Origin of the sequence: Microcoleus sp. PH2017_28_MFU_U_A (assembly GCF_020738035.1) — a bacterium.
Taxonomy (GTDB): Bacteria; Cyanobacteriota; Cyanobacteriia; order Cyanobacteriales; family Microcoleaceae; genus Microcoleus.
On the sequence record NZ_JAEQCX010000116.1, the window covers coordinates 24,646 to 47,611 of the forward strand.

A 22,966-nucleotide genomic window follows, 5' to 3' on the forward strand; every position below is an offset into this window, starting at 1 on the left:
GGGTTGGGCATCTGGCGCGCCCCAAGAGCGATCGGTAACGGGCAAGATGCCCGTTCCACCATGATTGTTTTGATGAGTTGTGGGGAGTAGGGGTTGGGCTTCTAGCCCGCCCCTAAAAGTCTGGCTTGTCGGGCGGGCTTCGATGCCACCATTAAAAGACTGATTTACACTTTTTTTCGATGAAGCTTTTGACAGACTTTTGCTATTAGCTGACGATGTAAAAGCCGGGTAAGCTTTCGGCCCCGAAACAATTGGATTTTGTGGCAATCCTGACAGCAAAAAACCCATCAACGGCTGACACCGATCGCTACAAGCACCATAAAACTCTCCCGGAACTTTGTCACCCGATGGCGGCCCCCACCAAAACTCAGCCATTGCTAGCGGTTTCAGATTGTTTGCTGCCGCGCAGTGCAGCAATTTTGGCGCGCAGCAGTCGCCGGTGCCAGTCGGAATAGAATTAGTTGGCATCAATTCCTGGATCGATCGCGATTTACCCAAAAAATTCACCAGAGTGTAAGCTGCGTGCATCTCGGCCTGAAGTTCGCGGGAAAGTTCTTTTCGCCCTTGTTTGAGCACCCGCATCCGCTCATCGGCAGCTTCAACGATCTTTTTTAGAGGCTGCAATATTGCATCCCGCTGCCGTTTTAATTGCCTGCATTCAATTCCCTCCAAACGGCTTTCTTGATTTAGTTTTTCCAGGGCTATTAAGAGTGTGTCTCCTGCGAGAGTTTGACTGCTTAGCTGACGTTGTTCGTCTCGCTGCTGCTTGCAATTGCGGTGCCGCGCATTCAAAACTTGCAATTGCAATTCAAATTCGCTCAATAAGGCTGCATATTCCTGTCGCTGCGGGAGTTGATTCAGTGCAATCAGTTCCTGTTTCATTGCTTCCAATTGGGCTAGCGTGCGCGCTTCTTCTAAAGCAACTCGCGATCGCCCCGGAATCGGTGGCACCCACCCGTCAACAACGCTAGAACCGTTCAGCAACCCCGAAAATGCTTTGAGAATCCGCTGTTCCCCCCAAGGCATCTCCACCAGCAATATGCCGTACATCTTCCCCTCGCGATCGTAGGAATCGTCAGCAGCAAGGTATTCCATCAAACCCCGGGCGATTTCTTCAGACATTCGAGTACGTGGCAATCTCAGCAGATCCGCACTTTGAAGGCAATGCCCTTCGTACCAATAACTGGGGCTAGAGTCGATCGACCCTCCCTCTTCGTCGATCGACCTTTCCGTGAAATCTAAAAGCGGGTGCAGAGTTAGCATATTAAATTTGATTTGAAATCTCGATCGCGACATATTGGTTTGTATCCTAACCCTAGGCTGGGAAATACAGTTATACCATTTTTTTAAAGTTATGACAGACTTTGGCAAACAGGGAAATTTTATGATAAATAGTAATGTCTTGTCGTCCTCGATCTCTGTCGAATCTTTAGATAATTGATATTATCCTGAATTAGATTTGCTGGGAGGGACAGACTTTCTAACATCGATTGCGAAGCTAGATTGTTAAGGCTGATACCTAGAATGAGGAAGATAATTGAAGCTAGATTGTTGAGGTTAAATAATCTTCCGCCGAAGTAGGGGCAATTCATGAATTGCCCCTACTCTAAATTTCAGGAATTGCTATCGCGAGTGAATCATACCTAAATTAAGCAACAGCAAACATTTATACTAACAGTGATGTTCTGGTTCGTTGTGATATTATCATTTACCGCTGTGGAGGAGTATTCATAGACCCAGGCGGTAAATTCATGATTTTGAGCAAGATGTTCGCCCACTCCTCATCCGTCGAGACCCTAAAGAAGTCACCTCCGGTGGTGTTTGCTATGCCCTCAAGGTCAGACGTATCAACACCACTAGGGCCAGTGAATATTATAAATATTTGCACTTGTGCACCAGTCGTCGGGTCAGGAGTGATGGGGTCGTTGGATGGCACAAATGGGAAAGGGGGATTAGCGTTGGGATCACCTGGGTTACTTCGTTGTTGTGTACTGCCGCCGAACAAAAAGTCATTACCGTCACTAGACTGAAGAAGCTTGGGGGATGACTCTCCGATCGGGATGTCGTTCAACGTACCGTAGGTGCTTTTAATCGCGAGTACGTTGATCGCTAACGAGGCGATAAATATTATGGCGATCGTCTTGTACGATCGAATTCTTAAATTGAGTGGCATCATGAAACTGCCTCTTGGGCGGTACTAAAACCCGTGAACATCGTCTTTTGAGAAAAAGTCCAAGCCATAATTTTTTTCCTTAACGAAGAAGGTTGTTAACCCGGTATCGATCGAGGGTGAATATGTCTTTGAGATCGAGCACGCTTTCGTAGCGGATCTCAGTCGTTTCTGACGCGAAAAATTGGTCAACGAGGGTCTTGGTAAGATCGATATATCCGATCCCTCCCTGCGTAACGGCGGAGTTAAGAGCGCCGGCCACCATCCCGGAAAAAGGACCGCGTGTGCTTTGCCACGCATTGCGAAACAGCCAAAAGATTTCTGGTGGCAAGCGTTTTGAAATACTGGCTAAGCCAACAGACTCGGCTTCTGGAGACGGTACAAGCAGCACAGAGTCCGTGTAATCTTCTATAAATTGCTTGAAGATTGGCTCATCAATCGGAAGCAGAGGATTGGTGGGCGAAGCGCGTATGCCCGACATCAGTGCCTGATCGAACAGAAACTGTCGTTCGTTCCATAGGAACACCGCACGCACAACGAGCCTGGGCGAACGGCCAAACGTGAGTTTTACCCAAGGACTATCCAAATGCCTGGTACCATTAGATTGCGTGCCCTCTAAGTTGAACGGTACTACGATTGGCGCAGTCGTGAATGTGATCCGCCGAGGGTATTTGACCAGCGGACGGTTAACGAAAAAAAGCTTGACTTCTGGAGAACTTTTCAAATCCCCGTGGCACTGGGATATTTCGTCAATCTTGGCAGAGACGTGTTTGGAAAGGGTAGTTACATAGTTCTTGAAATATGACTCCTGCAAAGTGTCAACGGACGTGCCAAAAATCTTCCTCCCTGTTTTGTTGATAATCTGAGTTTCGTCGATAATCTGAATTGAAGTTTGCACTTTTGGGCAGCTCTGCTGAGAGTACGTGCTTTCGATCGCGAGTACGTTGATTAGTAACGATGCAATAAATATTATGGCGATCGTCTTATGAGATCGAATTTTTAAATTGAGTGGCATAATGAAACTGCCTCTTCGGCGGTACTAAAACCCGTGAACGTCGTCTTTTGAGAAAAAGTCCAAACCATAATTTTTTTCCTTAACGAAGAAGGTCGTTAACCCGGTATTGATCGAGGGTGAATATGTCTTTGAGATCGAGAACGCTTTCGTAGCGGATCTCAGTCGTTTCTGACGCGAAAAATTGGTCAATCAGAGCCTTGTTAAGATCGGTATATCCGATCGCTCCCCGCGAAACGGCGGATTTCAGAGCGGGGTCCAGCCACGTGTAGAAAGGACCGCGTTGTCCCGACGCATAGCGAAACAGCCAAAGGATGTCTGGTGGCAAACGCTTTGAAATACTGGCTTCGGCGGCAGGCAGGGCTTCTGGAGACGGTGCAAGCAGCACAGAGTCCTTGTAATCTTGTATAAATTGCCTGAAGATGCCGTTATCAATCGGAAGCAGAGAATTGGTGGGCGAGGCACGTATGCCCGACATCAGTGCTTGATCGAACAGAAACTGTCGTTCGTTCCACAGGAACACCGCACGCACAATGAGCGTGGGCGAACGGCTGAACGTGAGTTTTACCCAAGGACTATCCAAATGCCTGGCATCATTAGATTCTGTACGCTCTAAATTGAACGGTGCTAAGGGCGCAGTCTTGACGAGCCGACGGTAAACGAAAAAAAGCTTGACTTCTGGAGAACTTTTCAAATCTCCGTGGCACTGCGATATTTCGTCAATCTTGGCAGAGATATGTTTGGAAATGGTCGTTACATAGTTCTTGAAATGTGACTCCTGCAAAGTGTCAACGGAGGAGGTGCCAGAAATCTGTCTCCCGCCCGTTTCGTCGATAATCTGAATTGAAGTTTGCACTTTTGGGCAGATCTGCTGAGAGTACGTGCTTTCGATCGCGAGTACGTTGATTAGTAACGATGCAATAAATATTATGGCGATCTTGTGAGATCGAATTTTTAAATTGAGTGGCATAATGAAACCCTTCCCTCAACTTTCTTGTCCAAATCAACGTCTGATACAAATTAATTTTGATGTTTGCCAAACCAACTCCTTTTAGCTCTTTGGAAAAAAAGTGTTGCAATGAAATGAATTGATTGATTTTTATTGCCTAATATTTAGCAGCTACTATTTATTGCCATCCTGAGCAACTCGATATAAAGAACAACATACCTCTTAATTAAACGATGTATGGCCGTTACAATAAAAGTTAACACACTGCCTTTTTGAGGACAGACTCTATTAACTCAGATCTCGCACCGCAGAGATTTGAAGGATTCTGGGAAAATTAATATCGTTTACGAATACACGTTTCCGACACTCGTAGTGGAGAGATCAAAATTTTAGACTCTGGTTCAAGCTCCCAGATTCATCTGTGGAGTCAATCGAACATCGAAAATCGACTGACCGTATTTTACAGCGGTATACGCAAAGTGGGAGCGGTGCATAATTTTATACATTACAGTTAAGTAAATATAATTTGTGGTAATAGACCTGATATGCTAAATTTGTCTCAAAATAGCAGCGAGTTAAGAAAAGCATAAGTTAATATATAAGACCGCAATCTTGTCAACCCACTAAATTTTATATGTAAGGCGTATGCCAGATATCTCGACTTCTACCACAGAAAACTCCTCAAATCCCGAGTCCGGCCTCCTGCCCCCGATTTTAAGAATTTTTGCAGCATTTCCAGATTACGATCGGGGCAACAGACACTACGCATCGGGAAGGTACGAAGCGGCAATCATTTGCTACGGAAAAGCGGTGCAAATTAAGCCGGATTGGGCCCGCGCGTGGCTGAATCTGGGCAAAGCTTACAAGCAACTGCACTCCTGGGCTGAAACGGTGGCCTGTTGCGATCGAGCGATCGCCATTAATCCCGAAGAATATTGGGCCTGGATGCTGCGCGGGACAGCACTGTTAAGTTTGCAAAATCACCCCGAGGCGATCGCGACTTTTGACAAAGCAATTGAAATCAATCCCGAAAAGCACGAAGCTTGGTATCAGCAGGGCAGAGTTTTAGAAGAATTGCAGGAGTGGGACAAAGCAGCAACCTGTTACAAAAAAGCAACCCAACTTCATCCAAATTTGCCCGCGATGTGGTGCAGGCAAGGCAGCGTGTTGCTGCAAGCCTCGCGCTACGCTGAGGCTGTGGCGGCCTACGAGCGCGCTCTCAAACTCGTCCCGACTAATTGGGAAGCTTGGCTGAACCGAGGTTTGGCTCTGATGAAGGCGGAACGCTACGCTGAAGCTGTAACTTCTTACGATCGCGCCATTCAACTGCAACCACAAAACACTTTGGCTTGGTTCAATCGGGGCATTGCTTCGGCAAAATTGCACAAATACGGAGAAGCAGTCACAGCTTACGATCGCGTCTTGCTACTCCAACCCAATGACTCCGAAGCTTGGCTGTACAAAGGAATGGCCCTGAAACACCAGTGGCGCGATGGGGCAATAGCTTGTTTCGATCGGGCTATTCAAATGAATCCCGCTTATCCCGAAGCATGGATCGGGCGCGGTCAAACACTGTCAGAATCAAGAGATTATGAAGGTGCGATCGATGCTTTCGATCGAGCGATTCAAATTAATCCGAATTTCCCCGAAGCTTGGCTGGGCAGAGGTATGGCCCTAGCAGAATTGGAACGCTACAAAGATGCGATTATCGCTTACAGCAATGCCCTCCAAATTGAAGGAAATTTTCTAGAAGCTTGGAATTTGCGAGGCGAAGCCCTAGAAAAATTGGAGCAATACGAAGAAGCGATCGCCTGTTTTGACAAAGTAATCTCTCTGAGTTCAGAAACAGACATTACATCAAAAGTAGGATTGCAGCAAGGCGCAGCCCTGGAAAAATTGCAGCGTTACGAAGAAGCCGTCGCAGCTTACAACCGCGTTATTCAAAACGTGCCAGACAATTTTGAAGCTTGGTTGAAACGTGGCAACGCCCTGTCAAATTTGGAACAGTACGAACAAAGTCTAGCATCATACGATCGAGCAATTACTATCTGGCCCGACAGCTATCAAGGCTGGGTGCAGCGAGGCCTGGTGCTGGGGAAAATGCAGCGCTATTCTGAATCACTTGTCGCTTTCGATCGAGTGATTCAACTCAAGCCCCACAACTGGGAAGCTTGGGCGCAGCGCGGCGATGTTTTGCAAAAATTGCAGCGGACTCAAGATGCAATTAGTTCTTACGGAGTCGCCCTAGAAATCAAACCAGATTACTACGAAGCTCTAGTCAGCCGAGAAGAATTGAGACTCAAAGATGCAATGTCAGGAAAATGGTAAAACAGTTGACAGTTGATAGTTGACTGTTGACTGTTGACTGTTCACCGAAAAACGAGCGAGAAGCCCCTGGCTGTCTTACATGATCCGGAACGCGACTGCGACTTTAGTCGCCTACATTTTCCTCTTTAATTAATATCCTTTGATAGCAGGTGAGAAGGTATAATATAAAAAGGAGGTAACAAAAATGTTTGGATGCCAACAAAATTTAATTAGCCCGGATAAAAACCTAAAAGCAATTCTCGAATTCCTGTGCAGTGAGTCATCAAAACTGACTAATTGCGGTATTTATTATGCTCGTCAAATGTATTTCAAAACAGGCAAAATACCGGGGAGAGCAGATTTGCATAAAGTGCTAGGTACGGAGAACCGAAATTTGCACTATAAAGCATTCTATTCGGATACCGCACAGCAGATTTTAACTACTGTTGCCGAATCTTTCAAATCCTATATTGGACTATTAAAAGGCATAAAAGAAGGGACAGTAACTCAAAGACCGAGACTACCTAATTATCGACAGGGTGGTCTAGCTTTAGTAACGTATACAGCTCGCTCTGTGAAGCTTAAAGACGGGTTATTAAGATTTCCACTCGGCACCAAAGTTAAAGCTTGGTTCGGACTGGATGCTTTCTATCTACAAGAGCCCACAAACTTAGACCACAAAGCGATCAGAGAATATCGAATCCTGCCTAGAAACGGCTGCTTTTACTTGGAATTAATCTACAAGACTGAGCAGGTTCAAGCAGATGTAGATCCATCTAAAGCTTTGATGATCGACCACGGAATGAACAATTGGCTAACCTGTGTAAGCAATACTGGGACTAGCTTTATCGTAGATGGGTTGCACCTGAAGTCGCTCAATCAAGGATATAATAAGCGCGTTGCGTTTTTGATGTCCGGGAAAGCGAATGGTTATTGGTCAAAACGACTGGAGAGATTGACATAAAATCGCAATCGCACAATGCGAGATGCTGTTAACAAAGCTGCTCGGAAGGTAATTGCTCATTGTTTAGCTAACAATCTAGGTACTGTGATATTCGGTTGGAATGTGGGGATGAGAAATGGTCTCAATCTGGGTTCTCAAACTAACCAAAAGTTTGTTCAAATTCCAACTTGTAGACTCAAGGATAGAATCGCTCAATTATGCGAAAAATACGGGATTCGGTTTGTAGTGACTGAAGAATCATATACTTCTAAAGCTTCATTTGTCGATCGGGACGTGCTACCTAAATTCTGCGAAAAACTTTCGTGGGTGGCAGTCAAGCGGTAAACGAGTTAAGCGCGGATTGTATCGCACCCTTGAAGGTTTGTTAATCAATGCCGACTGCAACGGTGCAGCTAATATCGGTAGAAAAGTAGCGGCAACTTTGGGGCTTTGTCTCAAAGAAGTCAGTAGAGGTGCTTTGTTAACGCCTTTGAAAGTCCCTTTGTGGTCTTAATCAAGAATCCCCCCGATTCATCGGTGGGGAGTATCAATACGCTTATTTCAGTGGCGATATTCCAGCGCTGCGGGCCGCCGATGAGGCGCTCAAAGCTGGGGGATTTGCTTTTGCTTTGATTACCGCTGAGGGAATGCTGCAAAACAAACCGCCGCTGATCCCTTATCCGAGTCACTGGGTGGCGCTGTTGGGAAATGTCGCAATTGATGAGGGAAGCGATCGAAAGGGCGATCGATCTCGCGTTAGTTTTGATGTTTATACTTGGGGTAGAAAAATGCGTGTAGATATTCCTAAGAACTCTTTTGAGAATTATTTTTGGGTCGCCATTACAGGGCGCTAAATTTAATGCGATCGGAGACGGGATATCAGAGATTAGAAATTCAGTCAACACATGAATCCGAGGCTAAAAAGATTGATCTCTGGTGTTACAGGCAGGATATCTATGCAACCCGAAAAGTGCCCGATCTCAATATAACGATCGAGAGCAATATTTTCAATAAAACCCCATCCACCTGCTAACAGGAACGAAAAAAATTAGCCCTCAGCTCGATCGCACAGCAAAAAACCAAGGTGATGAGGCTAACAGTGCAATATGTCAGTTATCAAGAATACTTTCCGCGGGAGATTGCCCGACGGCACCCTAATTTGAAAATTAGGACAGGCAATTGCTGATTCTGCTGGCTTCATGTTATAGTAGTTTTTCAAGAATTAAATTCGGTTGCGTAGTTTGTTGGTGTTTATTTACAAGCCTCTCTCCGAATCTAAGTCTCTGCACCCTAATAGATTCTGGAGATTTTATGTCGATTTACGTGGGTAATCTTTCTTATGAGGTCACATCAGACGACCTCAACGAAGTATTTGCCGAGTACGGAACTGTAAGCCGCGTCCAAGTGCCAGTGGACCGGGAAACAGGCAGAATGCGGGGTTTTGCTTTTGTCGAAATGGCCAGCGAAGCAGAAGAAGCAGCAGCCATTGCAGCCCTCGACGGTGCTGAGTGGATGGGCCGTGACTTGAAAGTCAACAAAGCCAAACCTCGCGAAAACAACAACAAACGCTCCTCGGGTGGCGGTGGCTGGGGCGACAACAATCGCTCTTCACGACGATACTAAGCTTTGAGACTGAAAATTTGAATTTTGGTAGTTGACAGCAAGTGCGAATGCTGCTTTTTTTTCGGGCTGTTGGACTCGCTAAATACAACTGCCAAACCTTTAACTCAGTTTAGCCCCCTCCTTCGAGTGAGGGGGCTTTGTTGTTGGCGAAAAATTCCACGAGGTACGCCCGCCGCGCAGCGGACAGCCTAACTCGCAATTCTGTATCGCGATCAACTGCTTTTTTCAAGAAGCTTTCGGGATTTATGGGCGCAACTCCTGTAAACTATCAAAACTAGAATTAACTCCAAAGAAAAGTTACAATAACGCAAAAGTGATATTGCTCAAAAAAACAAATAATCTTTACTGAAAATTAGCAGATCAAACCAGCCAGACCCGCAAATCAATAGATTTTGCCTGAATAAAGATGCCCAAGATCTACAGCACGGCGGAACTCATTAACATCCTCGCAGAAGAGCGCCAAGCCTGCTTGCACGGGCGACGCCTCAATTTGACTGAAACTCCTGCTACAGGAAACCCCGTGATCGATCGCTTTCTCAAATCTGAGGGCGTTCAAAAGTTCACTGCTTATCAAAATTTTAAGGCAGCCGTGCATGAATACCAGCGGGAACATCAAGTTTCTGGGATTGTCTGGCGGGAAATGACGGTTAAAGGCAATAGTCTGCGCTACCCGGCAGTGGATGACGAATTAATCGCTCTACCGATCGATTTGATGACGCTGAAGGCTGCTAAGACTGCGATGTTGGAATTCTGGGAGCGGGTAACTGCGGGGATGGATTTGTATTTGAGTATTAATAGTGGGAAGGATTTTCGAGCGATCGAGCCGATCGACGTAGAAGCTCTAGCCCAGCGTACAGAATGGGCGAGTCTCTCGAAGTGGGAAAAGTTGGATTTTCTCGAAATTTTGTTGCAGTTGGGCTGGGGGAAGCCCGAGGAAGCCTATTACAAGCGGGGATGGCCGACATCCGGCAGCGAGTACATTCACGCCGTAAAACCCGGACAGCGGCCGATTTGTTAATTAGTCAGTAGTCATTAGTCAGTAGTCAGCAGTCAGTAGTCAGCAGTCATTATATCAAATCCGGCAGCATCGTAATTATAAGAGTGCGAGCGTCTCGCTCGCGATCTATGCCGCGAGCGAGACGCTCGCACTGATATCATCCAAATATATTATTCCGATGCAGCCGGAAATGATATTAGTCATTAGTCAGCAGTCATTAGTCATTATTAGTCAGTAGTCAGTAGTTACTGATTATTGGGAGATATTCAAAAATAACAAATAACAATTGCCAACTGCCAACTATCAACTGCCAACTGCCAACTGTCAACTGTCAACTGTCAACTGACAAAGCATCAAGCCAAACCACTGATTTGGGTCTGTCCAAACTTGCACCGGCTTTAAACCGCGCTGCGAAAGATCTGCCTTTACAGTATTGAGATTAAACTTGCGCGAAATTTCGCTGCGGATAGTTTCTCCGGCGGCAAATTCAACCGTTAAATCGAGCGCGCGCAAGTTCACTGTTTGCGCTTTCTTACTTTTCAAGTGCATTTCAATTTGACATTGTTCTTGATTGTAAAAAGCCCAATGCTCGAACTGCGCTAAATCAAAATTTCCCTGATACTTCCGATTTAAATGTCGCAGCATATTCAAGTTAAAGGCTGCGGTCACTCCTTGACTGTCATCGTAGGCCGGCTCTAAAATATCCTTAGATTTGTCTAAGTCAATTCCCAGCAAAAAATACTCTCCCGGCTGCAATGCACCGACAACTTGCGAGAAGAATACATCGCATTCTTGATGGTTTAGATTGCCGAGGGTGCTGCCTAGAAAGCAAATCATTCGGGTTGGCAATGGCGACGGGGCAATTTTAGCTAAGGCTAATTCGTAAGTGCTGACAAGTCCGTGAATTTGGAGCGATGGATAATCTGCTAACAGTTGACAAGCGCTGCTTTCTAGGATAGTAGGGCTGATGTCGATCGGCAAATAGTGCAGCGGATATTCCAATTTGCTGTAAGCATCGAGGAGAATCCGGGTTTTGGTGGAACTGCCGCTGCCAAGTTCGACGATTTCGCACGGGCCCGTCAAATGCGCGATCGCCCCTGCACACTCTTGCAAAATTGCCGTCTCAGTGCGCGTTAAGTAGTATTCCGGCAACTGACAAATCAACTCGAAGAGGTTCGAGCCGCGATCGTCGTAGAAATACTTGGGAGGCAGGGTTTTGGGGTTTTGAGTCAACCCGGTAATTGCATCGCTGCCAGCATTGATTTCTGCGGGTGTCGGTGCCACAGCGCTCACCAGCCGCTCTAAGTGCAGCCGGTTTTCTTTGGTTGACGCTGGGTTTGTCTTGTCGGAAAGTCTTGGAGATTTCATAGAGTAAAATTAAGATGCACAAATTGATATAGCACACAGTTGCGTTGCTGAAGATCGCACTCAAGCTAGATTTTTGAGGCCGCTCTCCGTTCTGTATGTTCTCACCCGATGGCGAGTCGCGTCCACAAATTAAAATTCAACAAATATCAACCTAAATTATTAAATCATTTACAAACCTTTTTTAACCTAGTATTTTTAAGTGGAAAAAAGTTTTGGTGTTTGACAAACAAATATTGTCTAAAATTAACTGGAAATAAATTTTATTTTTTAAATTTAAATCTTACAGGTTCGTAGTGAGGACTTTAGTCCGCATAAAATTAGAGGACTCGCATTCCTCACTACAAACCTATGTGATTGTAGTTGTGGCGCAGCGAAAACCCGCGATAATTTGCCGCACGCCCGGATAGTACCAATTCCGAAAAGTCGATCGCAGTGCCTGAGGAAAAGTTGCCCAACTCCCGCCTTTCAAAACCCGATGTTCTCCATCAAAATAGACTTCAGAGTATCCCCGATAAGGATAACTTTCAAATCCTGGATAGGCGTCAAAGGTTGAAGCTGTCCACTCCCAGACATTGCCCAACATATCACAACAGCCTGCTGGACTTGCTCCCGTTGGAAAAGCATCAACGGGGGAGGTATTGGCAAGATGATTGCCGTGATTGCACAGGCTGGCATTTGGCCGTGTTTCTCCCCAAGGATAGGTAAGTTTTGTCTGATTTGTGGGATCCCAACTTGCTGCTTTTTCCCATTCGGCTTCCGATGGTAAGCGCTTCCCGACGAAGTTGCAGTAAGCTTCGGCTTCGTACCAACTGACGCCGCAAACTGGATGGTTGTTGAAAGCAGGGTTTTCTGACCAGTAAAGCGGGCGATCGACTAAATGAACTTTTTGCCATTCCCAGCCCTCAGCAGACCACCAATCGCGGTTCTGATAGCCGCCGGATGTCATAAAATCTCGGTATTGACCGCAAGTGACCGGATAGCGATCGATCGCGTATGCTTCTAGATCGCACAGATGGCGCGATCGCTCGTTATCCAAAGTTTCAGCAGCATCGCTTCCCATATAAAATTCCCCGCCGGGAATCTCAATCTCTGGGGAATCGGTAATGGGTAATGGGTAATTGGTAATGGGTAATTGGGAATTGGTAATCGGGAATTGGGAATTGGGAATTAATCTTCCTTCTTCCTCCTTACTTCTATCCGTTAAATCCGTTACATCTTGTACACTGCTCGTTGCCGAACTTCCCTCTTCCTTCTTCCCTCTTCCTTCTTCCCTCTTCCTTCTTCCTTCTTCCTTCCTTAGCATTTGCAGCACGAAAGCAACTGTTTCGCAGTGCTGACTTTCGTGCTGAATAATAAACCGCCAGAGACGTTCCTGTTGTGCGATCGGCGCAACGTCCAAATAATCTAACACCTTTTTTCGCACCGCATCCAGATACAATTCAACTTCTGGTAGCGCAGGCAAAAAAACTCGTTGTTTTTTCGGCAAAATATCCGCAGCAAACAGTTGGTGATACTCAGGAAAAACTGGCTTGAACCCACCACATTTCTGCAACAGCCACAAATCCTCAGTATAAGCAATGTGACCTAAATGCCAACCAACCGGACTAAAATCTGGATGGGCTTGACGGCAGAAAGTATTGTAATCGATGTCTGCAAATAGTTGAAAAGTGCCGCGGCGACACTGCTGCAAATCCTGATAAATTGCCTCTTTACAAGATTGGATTGATTTCGATCTCACCGTCTACTCCCGTACTGATCGTGCTCTGGACTGGACACTCGTGCCAATTGCCACCAAATAAAGGCTCAGAAGCAATGATGACAGAATTGGGGAAATTTAAATCGTCCCGCAGCCAATACAGGGAAGGAGGGACTTTTGGGAAAGCAAAACGAGATGCAACGAGCTGCTGTCCGTCGCTGATAATAATATTTGCTGAAAATTCAACTTGGTGAGCGTTTGCTAGTTCAGCCAAAGTTTTCAGGCAGTTTTGCAAAGCAGCTTTTAGGCTCAGATTGCTGGCTGTTAATTCATTGACAAATAAGCCGAAGATGTGCTCTGAATCTGTAGTACCGTTAATTGATTGATAAAGGGTATCGTTGAGCCGATCGCGAATTGGTCTGTAAAGACTTTTGCGAAAATTCTGCACAAAGCCGTTGTGTACGAACAACAGGCGATCGTGTTGAAACGGCTGACAGTTGCTCAAATCTAGAGCTTGTCCTGAAGTTGCACTGCGAACATAGGCGATCGCACAGCCGGATTCAACATATCGGCTGATACTCGGCAGATTGATGTCGTTCCAAATTGGCTGTACATTTTTATAAGTAAACGGATCGGTATCGAGGTGCGGGTGATACCAACCGATACCAAAACCGTCAGCATTGAGCAAGCCCGAAGTCATTTCGCGGGGCTGGTAACTCTGCACAATTAGCGAATGTTCCGGCTTGTACAGAATAGAATCGAGTAAAATCGGCTCGCCGAGGTAGCCAAGCAAACGGCACATAAAATTTTGTAAACAAACAGATTAGCATTGTAAATCATTTGCCGACAATTTTCCGGCAAGCGTTTTTTGCAGCATGAGCTTGCCCATCTTTAACAGGCTCGATCGCCCTTTTTTTGCAGTCTGCTGCCAGCATCTCCGTACAAACGGTACAGTAAAGATAGAACCCCAGCAGCACAAGGAGACTCTTGAATGTTCCTCGACGAACTCATCCCAGTGGTCAAAGAATTGATCCAACAGCCGATCGCCTTTGCGGGCGGATTTTTTTCTGGCCTGCTTCGACTCAACCTTCACGAAGATCCCGTTAGAAGCTGGATCGATGAGCAAGCCGGTTCAACTTCCTACACTCCTCCCGCAGCCGAAGCCACCAACGCTAAAAGCACGGGGCCTCAGTCGATCTCGATCGACTAAGCAAAAGGACTAACTATTGCAGTCAGTAGAAAGGGTTTGTCGGTGCGGCAAACCCTTTTAGTTCAAAGGCGATCCTTCAACAGTTGACAGTTGACAGTTGACAGTTGACAGAAGGAGAGCGACCTCTACCCTTAAGTCCGAGTATTGGAGTAATGAATAGTCTGATTTTAATTTCTCCCGATCGGGCGGGCGGGCTTTCAACCAATTCTTTCTGGTCAGTTTTAAGCGAGATGGCACTTGAGAGTCAAATGAACCGGTTATTATGTATAGCACAACAAGTTTAGTTCGATCGACATGACTATCTATATTGGAAATTTGTCCTACCGCGCCACCGAAGAAGACCTGAAATCAGTATTTGCAGAGTACGGCACAGTCAAGCGAGTTGTCTTACCTACCGACAGGGAAACCGGTCGGATGCGCGGCTTTGCATTTGTCGAGATGATGGAAGATGCCCAAGAAGACGCTGCAATTACCGAATTAGACGGTGCAGAGTGGATGGGACGCCCCTTGCGAGTGAACAAAGCTAAACCGAAAGAAGAGGGAAATCGAGGCCCAGGCATGAATAGGAACAGCGGATATTAGGAATGAAAATTAAATAACTTCCACAAGTTTGTGGGATGGGCGTCCCGCCCGTCCAGAAAGAACGGGCTCTTCTGCCCCATCCCACTTTCAAGAGTGTAAGTTATTAAATTTTCGTTCTTTAAAAAGAGTAAATTCGCCCTTTTTCATCAATATAAACTGACCGATCTTGCCTAGTGCGGCCGTCTGATGTGGTGATGCGAACCGTCACAATGTTTTCCTTGGCATCAACGTTATAGTCGTATTTCAAAGTTGTGGTTCCTCCTTTGACATTAATCGGAATATTGGCAATGTCTCCGGTGCGGTTGCTGACGCGAACCATGATATTTTTGCTAGCTCCAACTGGCAAGGATGACAAGCCGACACCTGATTGACCGTATTCTAGGTTTAATCCGGTTTCATTTAACAGTCTCAGGGTAATGTTGCGAGTATAGTCAACCTGTGCTTGAGGTTGCCAAAATCCTGGTTTTGTACCGCCGTCAGTTGCAGGTTGAGATAATGCTGGATGGGGATGCAGACAGCCGAGGGCAGCAAGTATTGCTGCGGTTGCAATAATTTTTGATTTCACAAAAAAGCTCGGTAAGTGGGAAGCTCAGCGTATGAAAGACCTGAGAGGAAAACAACACGGGCGGTTTCAACCGCCTTGAATCTTTCTCTATCCATTTATGCATTACCGCCTTGGAGTTGCTTGATTTGGTGTACTTTTGTAATGTACTTAAGGGCAGGACAGTTACCGCCTCAAACCTTGCAACTCGCGATCGCATAATTTTTGCTCTTGTCGAGCCTCCCTTTCGGGGTAATGTTAGCTTGTCGGTCAATGTTATAAGAGCTTGTTAGGCTGAAAGCACTGCCTCAGTGACCCTAAGACTGTTTAACCTTCAGCGACAGAGCAGGGGACTAGCTTCGTATCCACAGGGTGTCGTGACTCAAATAACGTAGTCAGTTAAGACTTAGGCTGGTCAGCATAGCTTACTCGATCGCTCTTGCAAGCTCAGTCCCTTTAGGGCTGGGTTACTGACTGTTTCTACCTCCGGTTAAAGTGTCGGTGATATTTCTATGCTAGCTTGAAAATCTGATGTTTTTAATTGAGGATTTAGGTTTCCAAATGCGGTATCACTGAACCACTCAAGGATGGAAGGCAATATATCTATGCAGAAACCGGGTTTTTGTAATCATGGTTAAATATTGTTGCTGTTTGCATCGCAATAATAATTTTTGTGCTGGGCTGGCGGGATGCTGGTTAATTTTTAACGATCGCGCGCGCGGCATCTAGCAACAGGCGCTGTTCGGCGCGGGCGATCGCCCTGTAAGTCTGTTCTACAGTATCGACATTCACCGAAATAGACGAAATCCCCCACCGCACCAAGGATTCAACTATCTCGGGATACAAAGCTGGAGCATCGCCGCAGATAGAACAAGGAATCCCCGCAGCCCTGGCTTGTCGGATTAATTGCTCGATCGCCCTCATTACTGCTCGATCGCGTCCGTTGAAACCACCTGCTACCTGTTGGGAGTTGCGGTGAATGCCTAACAGAAACTGAGTTAAATCGTTGGTGCCGATGGAAATTCCTTGAACTCCTGCTTTTACGTAATCTGGCAATAAAAATAATACCGAAGGAACTTCCGCCATAATCCATATTTGAAACTGGTCGGGTCGATTTTTCCAAATAGTTTCTAAGCGCTGGCGGCAGTAGACAAATTCGTCTACGGAGCGCATGAAAGGCAAAATTAAATTGACATTTGTATGACCAGACTCGCAGACTTTTTGAAGTACGGACAACTCCCAATCAAATAACTCCGGTTCAAAGGTATCGCTGAAACTGCCATGAGATCCTGAGTCGCGCAAGTCGAGAGAGCGATAAAATATTGGTCGCGGTGCTACCGCTGCGGCAAATAAACTGAGACAATCTGCCATGCGATCGACAAATTCCGATTGGCGACCATCTTGCAGCCAAATTTTGGGGTTTTGACAGTCCAAAGCTTCCAATGCCATCAATTCCGATCGCAATAATCCGATGCCGTCGATGGGCAGATTTCTGAGGCGATCGATCGAACTTGTTTGGCTGACATTAACCAGCAGTTGAGTTGCCGTTGGCGCGCCCCAAACTGATTCGGGAGATTCTGCCCGTCGAGGTAAGGATGCGGGATTGGACGATCGCTCTGATGTTGAAGATTGATAATTAGCTATTGACATTTTTGCTGCTGTACTGTATGTATCCGCATTATTTGGCGTTTCCTGAAGCGGGTTGCTGTCTGCTGTGTCGATCGCCGGATGTGGAGCGAGGGCAAAAACTTCTCCGCTATCGCCATCTACCAATACCGAATCCCCCGAGGCGATCGCGCGAGTCGCCCCGACAACTCCCACAACCGCAGGAATTCCCAATTCTCTCGCTAAAATGGCGCCGTGGCCTGTCATCCCTCCTTGTTCGGCAACTATCCCAGCAGCAACTTTCAACCAAGGCAGCCAATTCGGATCGATTGTGCGGGCTACCAAAATGCCTCCGGCTAAGAAGTCCGCGTTTTCTGGGTGGGAATTAGTCATAACTTGGGCAATTGCTTCGGCTTTTCCTGAGGCGGCGCCCAAACCTTTGAGGATAGCAGGAGTTCGGGTTTTGGCGATCGCTTTTTCCCGGGAGGGCGCCACTTGTTCCCGTTTAAAAAGACGCATTTGAGTAAAATAAAACTGCGGATCGCTACTGTTTGTTGTCTGGTTTAGCGTCCACTCCAAGATTACATTACAGTCAAATTCGGCGATTACTTTTTTGCTCAATTCAATGAGTTTTTGCAATTGCGATTCCTCTAAAACGTATTCACTTTGCCATTTCTCTCCCAGCGTCAAAAGTTCTACGCAACTGCCAGCAAAATCGGGAATTAACAATGTAGAATTGGTGATTTTTCGGCTTTCCCAATTCCCGAGCAGCGGTTTTTTTTTCGGCTTCCCCTCCCCGGTTTTGAGATTGTATGCTAATGTTTTGTAACCGAGCCGCTGGAAGTTAACCGCCCCTGTTTCGGGCTGCACTTGATAGTAATCGGGGATGGTTTCTCCCCGAGCGAGGGACAGTCCCAAACCGCTGGTGGCTTGGATTTCCCAGGCTGCACCGCAGTTAGTTTTTACCTCGCCCGCGGCGATGGCTGGGGCGAGGGGCTGCACCAAAACTACGGGATTTATTTGCTGTATCTTCATGCCGCACCGCTGCCAGTAAAATAGACTTCTGGCTCTGAACAATTCTGCCCAAGCGCGTTTGAGTCCGGCTTCAATGGCTTCTGGTTCGGCACTTACTGCGTGAGATTCCAGGATTCCGGTTGTTTTCGGGTTCCAGGAAGTCAGGGAAGGGCGAAAAATTAAGGCTTGGGAGTTGAGCTGACAAACAGCAGACTCTAGGGTGGAGAGTAGTGCATCTGGCAGTTTGGCGGTGAGGATTTGGTGGCGGATGCTGCGAGCGATCGATTGCAGTTGTCTGGGTTCATCGACATTCAAGTGTAGCGAAGAGTGGGGCCAGTCAGCCAACAGCGGTTCTAGCCAGTCGATCGACTCTAAAAACTGCGAAAATGTTGTAGTCGGCACGACAAAACCCGGTACAGCGGGATGATTTTGGGCGAGTAAACAGCTTAAGTAAAATGCTTTTTCTCCCACTGCATCTCGGTCTGAAGGTTGAATTTTGTCTAGCCAGTAGAGATTTGTCACGCTGGGAGCCTGTCCTTGGAAACTGATTTAATTTTGATAGTTTTTCCCATTAATCACATACCACAATTTTACGATGAACGAGCGAAATTGGACGGGATTAGTCAAATCTTTTCTCAATCTATTTCTTAAGTCTAACTGTCCTCTTTGTCAGCGATCGGCTACCGAGGAGTTTTGTGGGTACTGCTACAAGCAACTTCAGCAATGTCAGCTACCCGATCCCGGTCGATTTTGGGCCTCCCAACAGCGTGTTTTTGTGTGGGGGGAGTACGGCGGGACTCTCAAACGGGCGATCGCAGCTTTAAAATATGAAGGAAATCCACAATTAGCAAAACCTCTCGGTGGCTGGCTGGCAGAATCTTGGCTGAGTTTTCCCGAATTAGCTATTGACAATTTAACAGTTGTACCGATTCCCATGCACAAATCAAAGGTCAAGGAACGGGGTTTCAATCAGGCGGAACTTTTGGCGGAAAGTTTTTGCGAGCTGACTGGTTTGCCTTTGCAGCGGCACGGTTTGGAGCGGGTGAAAAATACTCAGGCTTTATTCGCTCTGACAGCACAGCAGCGGCAAGCGGAAATGAAAGATGCTTTAATTTTGGGGAAAGATTTTCGGCGCCGTCTCCCGCGCAATCCAGTTTTGTTGGTTGATGATATTTACACTAGCGGTACTACTGTCAAGTCGGCAATTAAAACATTGAAAGAGTCGGGAATTGCGGTTTATGGAACTGTGGCACTTGCCAGTCCCCCTCGGCGCGATCGCTAAGCTGTTTTACTTTCAATTTTAAATATAGCCTTTCCAGCTTCCATAGGAGGTACTCATGGCCTCCGCGGTCTCTGCGGGCATACCTCACCACGCTTGAGAACCGCTATAATCTTATGCTGAAATGCTGTAGTGATTGACTGAGTTAACCTTTTATTATACCCTAATCAAGGGTAAAACAGCTTACTCCCTTCGGAAGAGCAAAGTTGCGCTGCTGCATTTCTTACCAGGTGAGGCACACTGAATCATTTGACTGTCAAGCTTTTTAGCTTTCACCACCTACCTTGCCAAACCGATAGCCACTGTATTTCCTTGTACCCAGATAACTAAACGTGAAAAAAAACAATGCTTAGTCCCGGATCTCAGCCCCCGAACCCACTCAATGATTGCCCTGAAAAAACTGTACTTTTCAAGGATAAAGTAATAGTAAAACTATTTAATTTGTTTTTTGAAATAGAGTTTTTCATCAAAGTTGCTATTGCTTGTACCCTGCTCCAGCAGTTAATTTATTGGCTCTCGAACAAAATCCATCTCGACTTTACCGCCGAGGTTTTACTGTACTGGTTGGTTGGGTCGGTTTCATTCTACAGCATCGGTATTGTTATTGAAAAAGTTCTTAAAACCAACGAGACTTGGCGGCAAAGATTCAATGTCAGAGTCAAGAAAGTGAAAGAACAACCGTTCCCTGCATTTACTGCTAAAGGAATCCTGATCGGAGAAATTAAAAGTTTAACAGCAGCAGCAATTATCCTGTACCTAGCTCCCGAAGTTCATCGAGGAAATAGCTGGCTCTTAAATTTTGAATGGTTCTTGATGAGAATAATTGCGGCGGATTTCTGCTTTTACGTTATCCATTGGCTCTTTCATCAAAAGTTCTTGCAGGAAATACATCTCAAACATCACGAATTCCAGGATTCATCCAGTTTTGTAGCCGGTCATAAAAGCCTGCTTGAATATGCTATCGTTACCGTTGCAGACGTTTTGCCTGTTTTTGTATTCGGATACGATATTGCTCAATTGTGCGCCTGGACTATTATCGGGAATGCTTACAACCTAGAAGGTCACAGTTCTCTGTCAATATTTTTCATTTCCTCGGATTTTCACGATCTCCACCACTCTCGGTTTAAGGGAAACTACGGCATTCAAGGATTTTGGGACAGGGTATTCAATACGCTAAACCATCCCACAAAAAAGCCCGGAATTATGTTCCCGGTGGCTTCTCTGGAAAAGAGCCTCCTCAAGCCGTCCTATAAGGGCATTGATGGTGGGAATTGAACCTCGACTCGTTCTGGTAGGGCGATCGCCGATCCAAAGCTTTCCTTAAGCTTTGATCGGTTCGGGATCTCGAAGACAAAGAGATGATTGCGCTAGCGATCGGGAAGTTTTTGAAGAATTCTGATACATCAACTACCTCATGATTGAGAACCCACACCTTCAAATATACTTCTAATACGTACTGCCGTTCGCAATTGATAGCGCGATTGAAACGGGATTGGCAGAATTTGATATAGCGGTTCTCAAGCATGGTGAGATATGCACTATGCCCACGGAGGCCACGCAGGCCACGCAGGCCATGAGTACCTCCTATGGGAACTCGAAATATAGGTCAATACCGTTTACTTAAGACCGCCCTGGGGGTAAATCGCTATGAAAAATATATACTGCGATTGCTTCGTTCCTCGCAATGACCATCTTAAGTCAACCGTATTGGGCTATAGGTTTGTAGTGGATGCACTTGCAACCTCAGAAACCGGGTTTCTATGAATATTTCTCGTCACTAAATCCAAAAACTCGTAGAAACCCGGTTTCTCGCCCCCCGCGAGTCGCCTCTGAAAGTGTCCGAAGTGTTGATTGATGATGATTTGCTAGCAAGATTTTTTTGGGGAAACGAACCGCGAAGACGCGAAGTCCGCGAAGGAAGAGAAAGAAGAGAGAGTTTAGGCGCCAAGCGGAAATTGCTGGCTGATGTTCCAGCGGCTGCCGTCGTGAAGCAGTAAGGTTAAGGCAGCGGCGGTAAACTGAAAGTGGAGTTCGCGCGCTGCGAATTCCAGCCAAGCCGTTTGAAAATTCTCCTCAGTTAAATCGCGAAACGCTACAGTCATGTGCGGTACAAATGAGCGAGTCTGAGAAATGCGATCGACAATTCCTAAATTTGCCGCGACATAACTCATCAAATCTGTTTGAATCTCCAGCAATTGGGGCGATTTGACAACATCCGCATAAATGACGCGGGGTGCGAAAGCGGCAAAACCGGATAGCGTAACGGGAATTGGGAGCCGATTTGCAGTAAAGGCCCTGAGACTTTCCTCTAATTGCGCCACATCCGCCGCAGGCCGTTCAAAGGGAGGTTGCAGTGTGATGTGGGGTGGCGAATTCAAAGCACCACGGCTGTTGTAGCGATCGGCAAAATACAGTTTAATCTCGGTAATCTGCTCTTGAATATCGTCTGGCGCCACTAAAGCTATAAAAAATCTTTGTTTTGACAGGTGCATGGGATAGCATCGAATTAAGGAAGGAATGGCCGAGTACGGGCGATCGAGTATTTCCTCAATGCCCCGCACCAAAACACCCATTCCCAATCTACAATCCAAAATCCCAAATCTAAAATCTAAAATTTAAAATGCCTTGGTTTGTCAAAATTGAGCAAGGAATTGTCGAAAAGCCTGTGTTTGACCAGCACGTGCCAGCTCACAGAGCTTATGTCCGAGATTTGATTTCTAAAGGACACCGAGCGAAAACTGGCTACTGGGCGAGGCGGGGCGGCGGTATGTTGATGTTTGAGGCGGCTTCGATGGATGAGGCAAAGGCGATCGTCGCTGAAGACCCGCTGGTGAAGAACGGTTGCGTTATTTATGAAATTTATCACTGGTGTGTGGTTGAAGAATAAATAACTGTGTTATACTCGTAAATGAACTGGATCCACGCGATTCCAACGCCCAAATCTTGTCAGGACCGGAAGGTAGCAGCAACACGGGATGCTTGTAATAGGCGTGGTCTCCGGTTCACCCAGTTTTATGAGGTGTAGTTCCTATGCCTGGTTTCGGAGATATTTTACAAAAAGCAGTTTACCTTGGTGTCGGGCTAGCTTCCTACGCTGGTGAAAAAGCTGGCAGCAAGTTAACTGAATTACGCACTGAAGCCCAAAAGCTGGCAGATGAATTGGTGAAGCGCGGTGAGATGTCAACAGAAGAAGCTCGTCGCTTTGTTGATGATATGGTGCAACAAGCTCAGCAGCAGCAACCACCTGTAGAAGCTGCTGGGGACAAAAAACCCGCTGAACCTCGGCGGATTGAAATTGTTTCTGAGGAAGAAGAAGTTTCTACAAAAGAAACTAAAGAAACCGGCGGCGTAGACAAGCTCCGCGAACAGGTACAGAATTTACAAGACGAATTGCGGCGGCTCAAGCGCGATTAAGCGAAAAAAGCTCGCGCAGCAAAGCATGAAGGGAACTCAGGATAATAATCTTGAGTTCCCTTTTTGAATATCTTCTCTGTCAGATGTGGGTGGATATACCGCAATAGGTAATAGAATTGAGAGTAGGTGCGATCGCTTCGCTGGAGGCAGGCTGTACTTATCAAAAAATTGGGTTTAAAACCCCGTCCTTAAGGACGGCTTTAATTTTTTGGTAAATTTTACTGAGCCTGTTAGAATGGAATAGTAAAACAAACGA

General features: G+C 46.3%; 24 protein-coding genes, 1 other RNA gene and 1 pseudogene. 15 read left to right on the top strand and 11 right to left on the bottom strand.

All coding sequences use genetic code 11. The annotated features are described in order from the left end of the window. The 4 genes and pseudogenes from JGK14_RS26805 to JGK14_RS26820 all read right to left on the bottom strand — a co-directional run. Positions 1-1,263, bottom strand: a pseudogene (locus JGK14_RS26805) (RluA family pseudouridine synthase); the annotation flags it as partial. 445 nt (positions 1,264-1,708) lie between these two features. Further along, on the bottom strand, positions 1,709-2,176 hold the full coding sequence (locus tag JGK14_RS26810; RefSeq protein WP_325315690.1) for a hypothetical protein: 468 nt from the start codon (positions 2,174-2,176) through the stop codon (positions 1,709-1,711). Positions 2,177-2,252: 76 nt separating this feature from the next. Further along, on the bottom strand, positions 2,253-3,185 hold the full coding sequence (locus JGK14_RS26815) for a hypothetical protein (protein ID WP_293325465.1): 933 nt from the start codon (positions 3,183-3,185) through the stop codon (positions 2,253-2,255). 79 nt (positions 3,186-3,264) lie between these two features. After that, the gene (locus tag JGK14_RS26820; RefSeq protein ID WP_293313182.1) at positions 3,265-4,152 is read right to left on the bottom strand and encodes a hypothetical protein; all 888 of its coding nucleotides are present in this window, start codon (positions 4,150-4,152) and stop codon (positions 3,265-3,267) included. 624 nt (positions 4,153-4,776) lie between these two features. Here JGK14_RS26820 and JGK14_RS26825 point away from each other — a divergent pair. From JGK14_RS26825 to JGK14_RS26855, 7 genes are all read left to right on the top strand, one after another. Further along, positions 4,777-6,459 carry a tetratricopeptide repeat protein gene (locus JGK14_RS26825; protein ID WP_293179222.1) on the top strand — a complete coding sequence of 561 codons (1,683 nt, stop codon included), beginning with the start codon at positions 4,777-4,779 and terminating at the stop codon, positions 6,457-6,459. Between the two features lie 184 nt (positions 6,460-6,643). Further along, positions 6,644-7,402, top strand: a complete 759-nt coding sequence (locus tag JGK14_RS26830) for an RNA-guided endonuclease InsQ/TnpB family protein (RefSeq protein ID WP_325315691.1) — start codon at positions 6,644-6,646, stop codon at positions 7,400-7,402. A gap of 15 nt (positions 7,403-7,417) precedes the next feature. Beyond that, a complete protein-coding gene (locus JGK14_RS26835; RefSeq protein WP_293190637.1) occupies positions 7,418-7,726 on the top strand; it encodes an IS200/IS605 family accessory protein TnpB-related protein in 309 nt (102 codons plus the stop codon). A 16-nt stretch (positions 7,727-7,742) separates the two neighbouring features. Then, positions 7,743-7,895, top strand: coding sequence for a hypothetical protein (locus JGK14_RS26840; protein WP_293190639.1), 153 nt, complete (start codon positions 7,743-7,745; stop codon positions 7,893-7,895). A gap of 133 nt (positions 7,896-8,028) precedes the next feature. Next, on the top strand, positions 8,029-8,235 hold the full coding sequence (locus JGK14_RS26845; RefSeq protein WP_293203115.1) for a hypothetical protein: 207 nt from the start codon (positions 8,029-8,031) through the stop codon (positions 8,233-8,235). 457 nt (positions 8,236-8,692) lie between these two features. Further along, positions 8,693-9,004 carry an RNA recognition motif domain-containing protein gene (locus JGK14_RS26850; RefSeq protein ID WP_293179231.1) on the top strand — a complete coding sequence of 104 codons (312 nt, stop codon included), beginning with the start codon at positions 8,693-8,695 and terminating at the stop codon, positions 9,002-9,004. 406 nt (positions 9,005-9,410) lie between these two features. Beyond that, on the top strand, positions 9,411-10,022 hold the full coding sequence (locus tag JGK14_RS26855; protein ID WP_293179234.1) for a hypothetical protein: 612 nt from the start codon (positions 9,411-9,413) through the stop codon (positions 10,020-10,022). Between the two features lie 303 nt (positions 10,023-10,325). Here the strand turns inward: JGK14_RS26855 and egtD are convergent, their stop codons facing one another. The 4 genes from egtD to JGK14_RS26875 form a co-directional block, all read right to left on the bottom strand. Next, positions 10,326-11,369 (bottom strand): L-histidine N(alpha)-methyltransferase, encoded by a 1,044-nt coding sequence (gene egtD, locus JGK14_RS26860; RefSeq protein WP_293179237.1) that lies wholly within the window; start codon positions 11,367-11,369, stop codon positions 10,326-10,328. Between the two features lie 346 nt (positions 11,370-11,715). Then, complete coding sequence (locus JGK14_RS26865; RefSeq protein ID WP_293210160.1) at positions 11,716-13,107, bottom strand: SUMF1/EgtB/PvdO family nonheme iron enzyme; 1,392 nt, start codon at positions 13,105-13,107, stop codon at positions 11,716-11,718. After that, a complete protein-coding gene (gene egtC / locus JGK14_RS26870; RefSeq protein ID WP_293179243.1) occupies positions 13,079-13,867 on the bottom strand; it encodes an ergothioneine biosynthesis protein EgtC in 789 nt (262 codons plus the stop codon). The genes JGK14_RS26865 and egtC overlap by 29 nt, the downstream gene beginning before the upstream one ends. 34 nt (positions 13,868-13,901) lie before the next feature. Next, complete coding sequence (locus tag JGK14_RS26875) at positions 13,902-14,042, bottom strand: hypothetical protein (protein ID WP_293150157.1); 141 nt, start codon at positions 14,040-14,042, stop codon at positions 13,902-13,904. Between the two features lie 14 nt (positions 14,043-14,056). Here JGK14_RS26875 and JGK14_RS26880 point away from each other — a divergent pair, with 14 nt between their 5' ends. From JGK14_RS26880 to JGK14_RS26890, 3 genes are all read left to right on the top strand, one after another. After that, positions 14,057-14,275 (top strand): hypothetical protein, encoded by a 219-nt coding sequence (locus JGK14_RS26880; protein ID WP_293150155.1) that lies wholly within the window; start codon positions 14,057-14,059, stop codon positions 14,273-14,275. Positions 14,276-14,427: 152 nt separating this feature from the next. Further along, on the top strand, positions 14,428-14,559 hold the full coding sequence (locus JGK14_RS26885; RefSeq protein ID WP_293226022.1) for a hypothetical protein: 132 nt from the start codon (positions 14,428-14,430) through the stop codon (positions 14,557-14,559). A gap of 10 nt (positions 14,560-14,569) precedes the next feature. Then, the gene (locus JGK14_RS26890) at positions 14,570-14,857 is read left to right on the top strand and encodes an RNA recognition motif domain-containing protein (RefSeq protein WP_293179249.1); all 288 of its coding nucleotides are present in this window, start codon (positions 14,570-14,572) and stop codon (positions 14,855-14,857) included. A gap of 118 nt (positions 14,858-14,975) precedes the next feature. Here JGK14_RS26890 and JGK14_RS26895 read toward each other — a convergent pair whose 3' ends face one another. Further along, a complete protein-coding gene (locus tag JGK14_RS26895) occupies positions 14,976-15,422 on the bottom strand; it encodes a hypothetical protein (protein ID WP_293190643.1) in 447 nt (148 codons plus the stop codon). Between the two features lie 672 nt (positions 15,423-16,094). After that, entirely contained in the window at positions 16,095-18,539 is a 2,445-nt protein-coding gene (locus JGK14_RS26900) for a putative PEP-binding protein (protein ID WP_325315692.1), read from the bottom strand. 73 nt (positions 18,540-18,612) lie between these two features. Between JGK14_RS26900 and JGK14_RS26905 the strand changes: the two genes are divergently transcribed. Next, a complete protein-coding gene (locus tag JGK14_RS26905) occupies positions 18,613-19,299 on the top strand; it encodes a ComF family protein (RefSeq protein ID WP_293179257.1) in 687 nt (228 codons plus the stop codon). 342 nt (positions 19,300-19,641) lie between these two features. Continuing rightward, a complete protein-coding gene (locus JGK14_RS26910) occupies positions 19,642-20,571 on the top strand; it encodes a sterol desaturase family protein (RefSeq protein ID WP_325315693.1) in 930 nt (309 codons plus the stop codon). 662 nt (positions 20,572-21,233) lie between these two features. Here JGK14_RS26910 and JGK14_RS26915 read toward each other — a convergent pair. Then, on the bottom strand, positions 21,234-21,887 hold the full coding sequence (locus JGK14_RS26915; protein ID WP_325315694.1) for a 2'-5' RNA ligase family protein: 654 nt from the start codon (positions 21,885-21,887) through the stop codon (positions 21,234-21,236). A 29-nt stretch (positions 21,888-21,916) separates the two neighbouring features. Here JGK14_RS26915 and JGK14_RS26920 point away from each other — a divergent pair, with 29 nt between their 5' ends. The 3 genes from JGK14_RS26920 to JGK14_RS26930 all read left to right on the top strand — a co-directional run bounded on the left by JGK14_RS26920 (position 21,917) and on the right by JGK14_RS26930 (position 22,710). Next, a complete protein-coding gene (locus JGK14_RS26920) occupies positions 21,917-22,183 on the top strand; it encodes a YciI family protein (protein WP_293179261.1) in 267 nt (88 codons plus the stop codon). A 23-nt stretch (positions 22,184-22,206) separates the two neighbouring features. Then, positions 22,207-22,303, top strand: an RNA gene (ffs, locus tag JGK14_RS26925) — signal recognition particle sRNA small type. 23 nt (positions 22,304-22,326) lie between these two features. Next, positions 22,327-22,710 carry a phasin family protein gene (locus JGK14_RS26930; protein ID WP_293179263.1) on the top strand — a complete coding sequence of 128 codons (384 nt, stop codon included), beginning with the start codon at positions 22,327-22,329 and terminating at the stop codon, positions 22,708-22,710. The last annotated feature ends 256 nt before the right edge of the window (positions 22,711-22,966 follow it).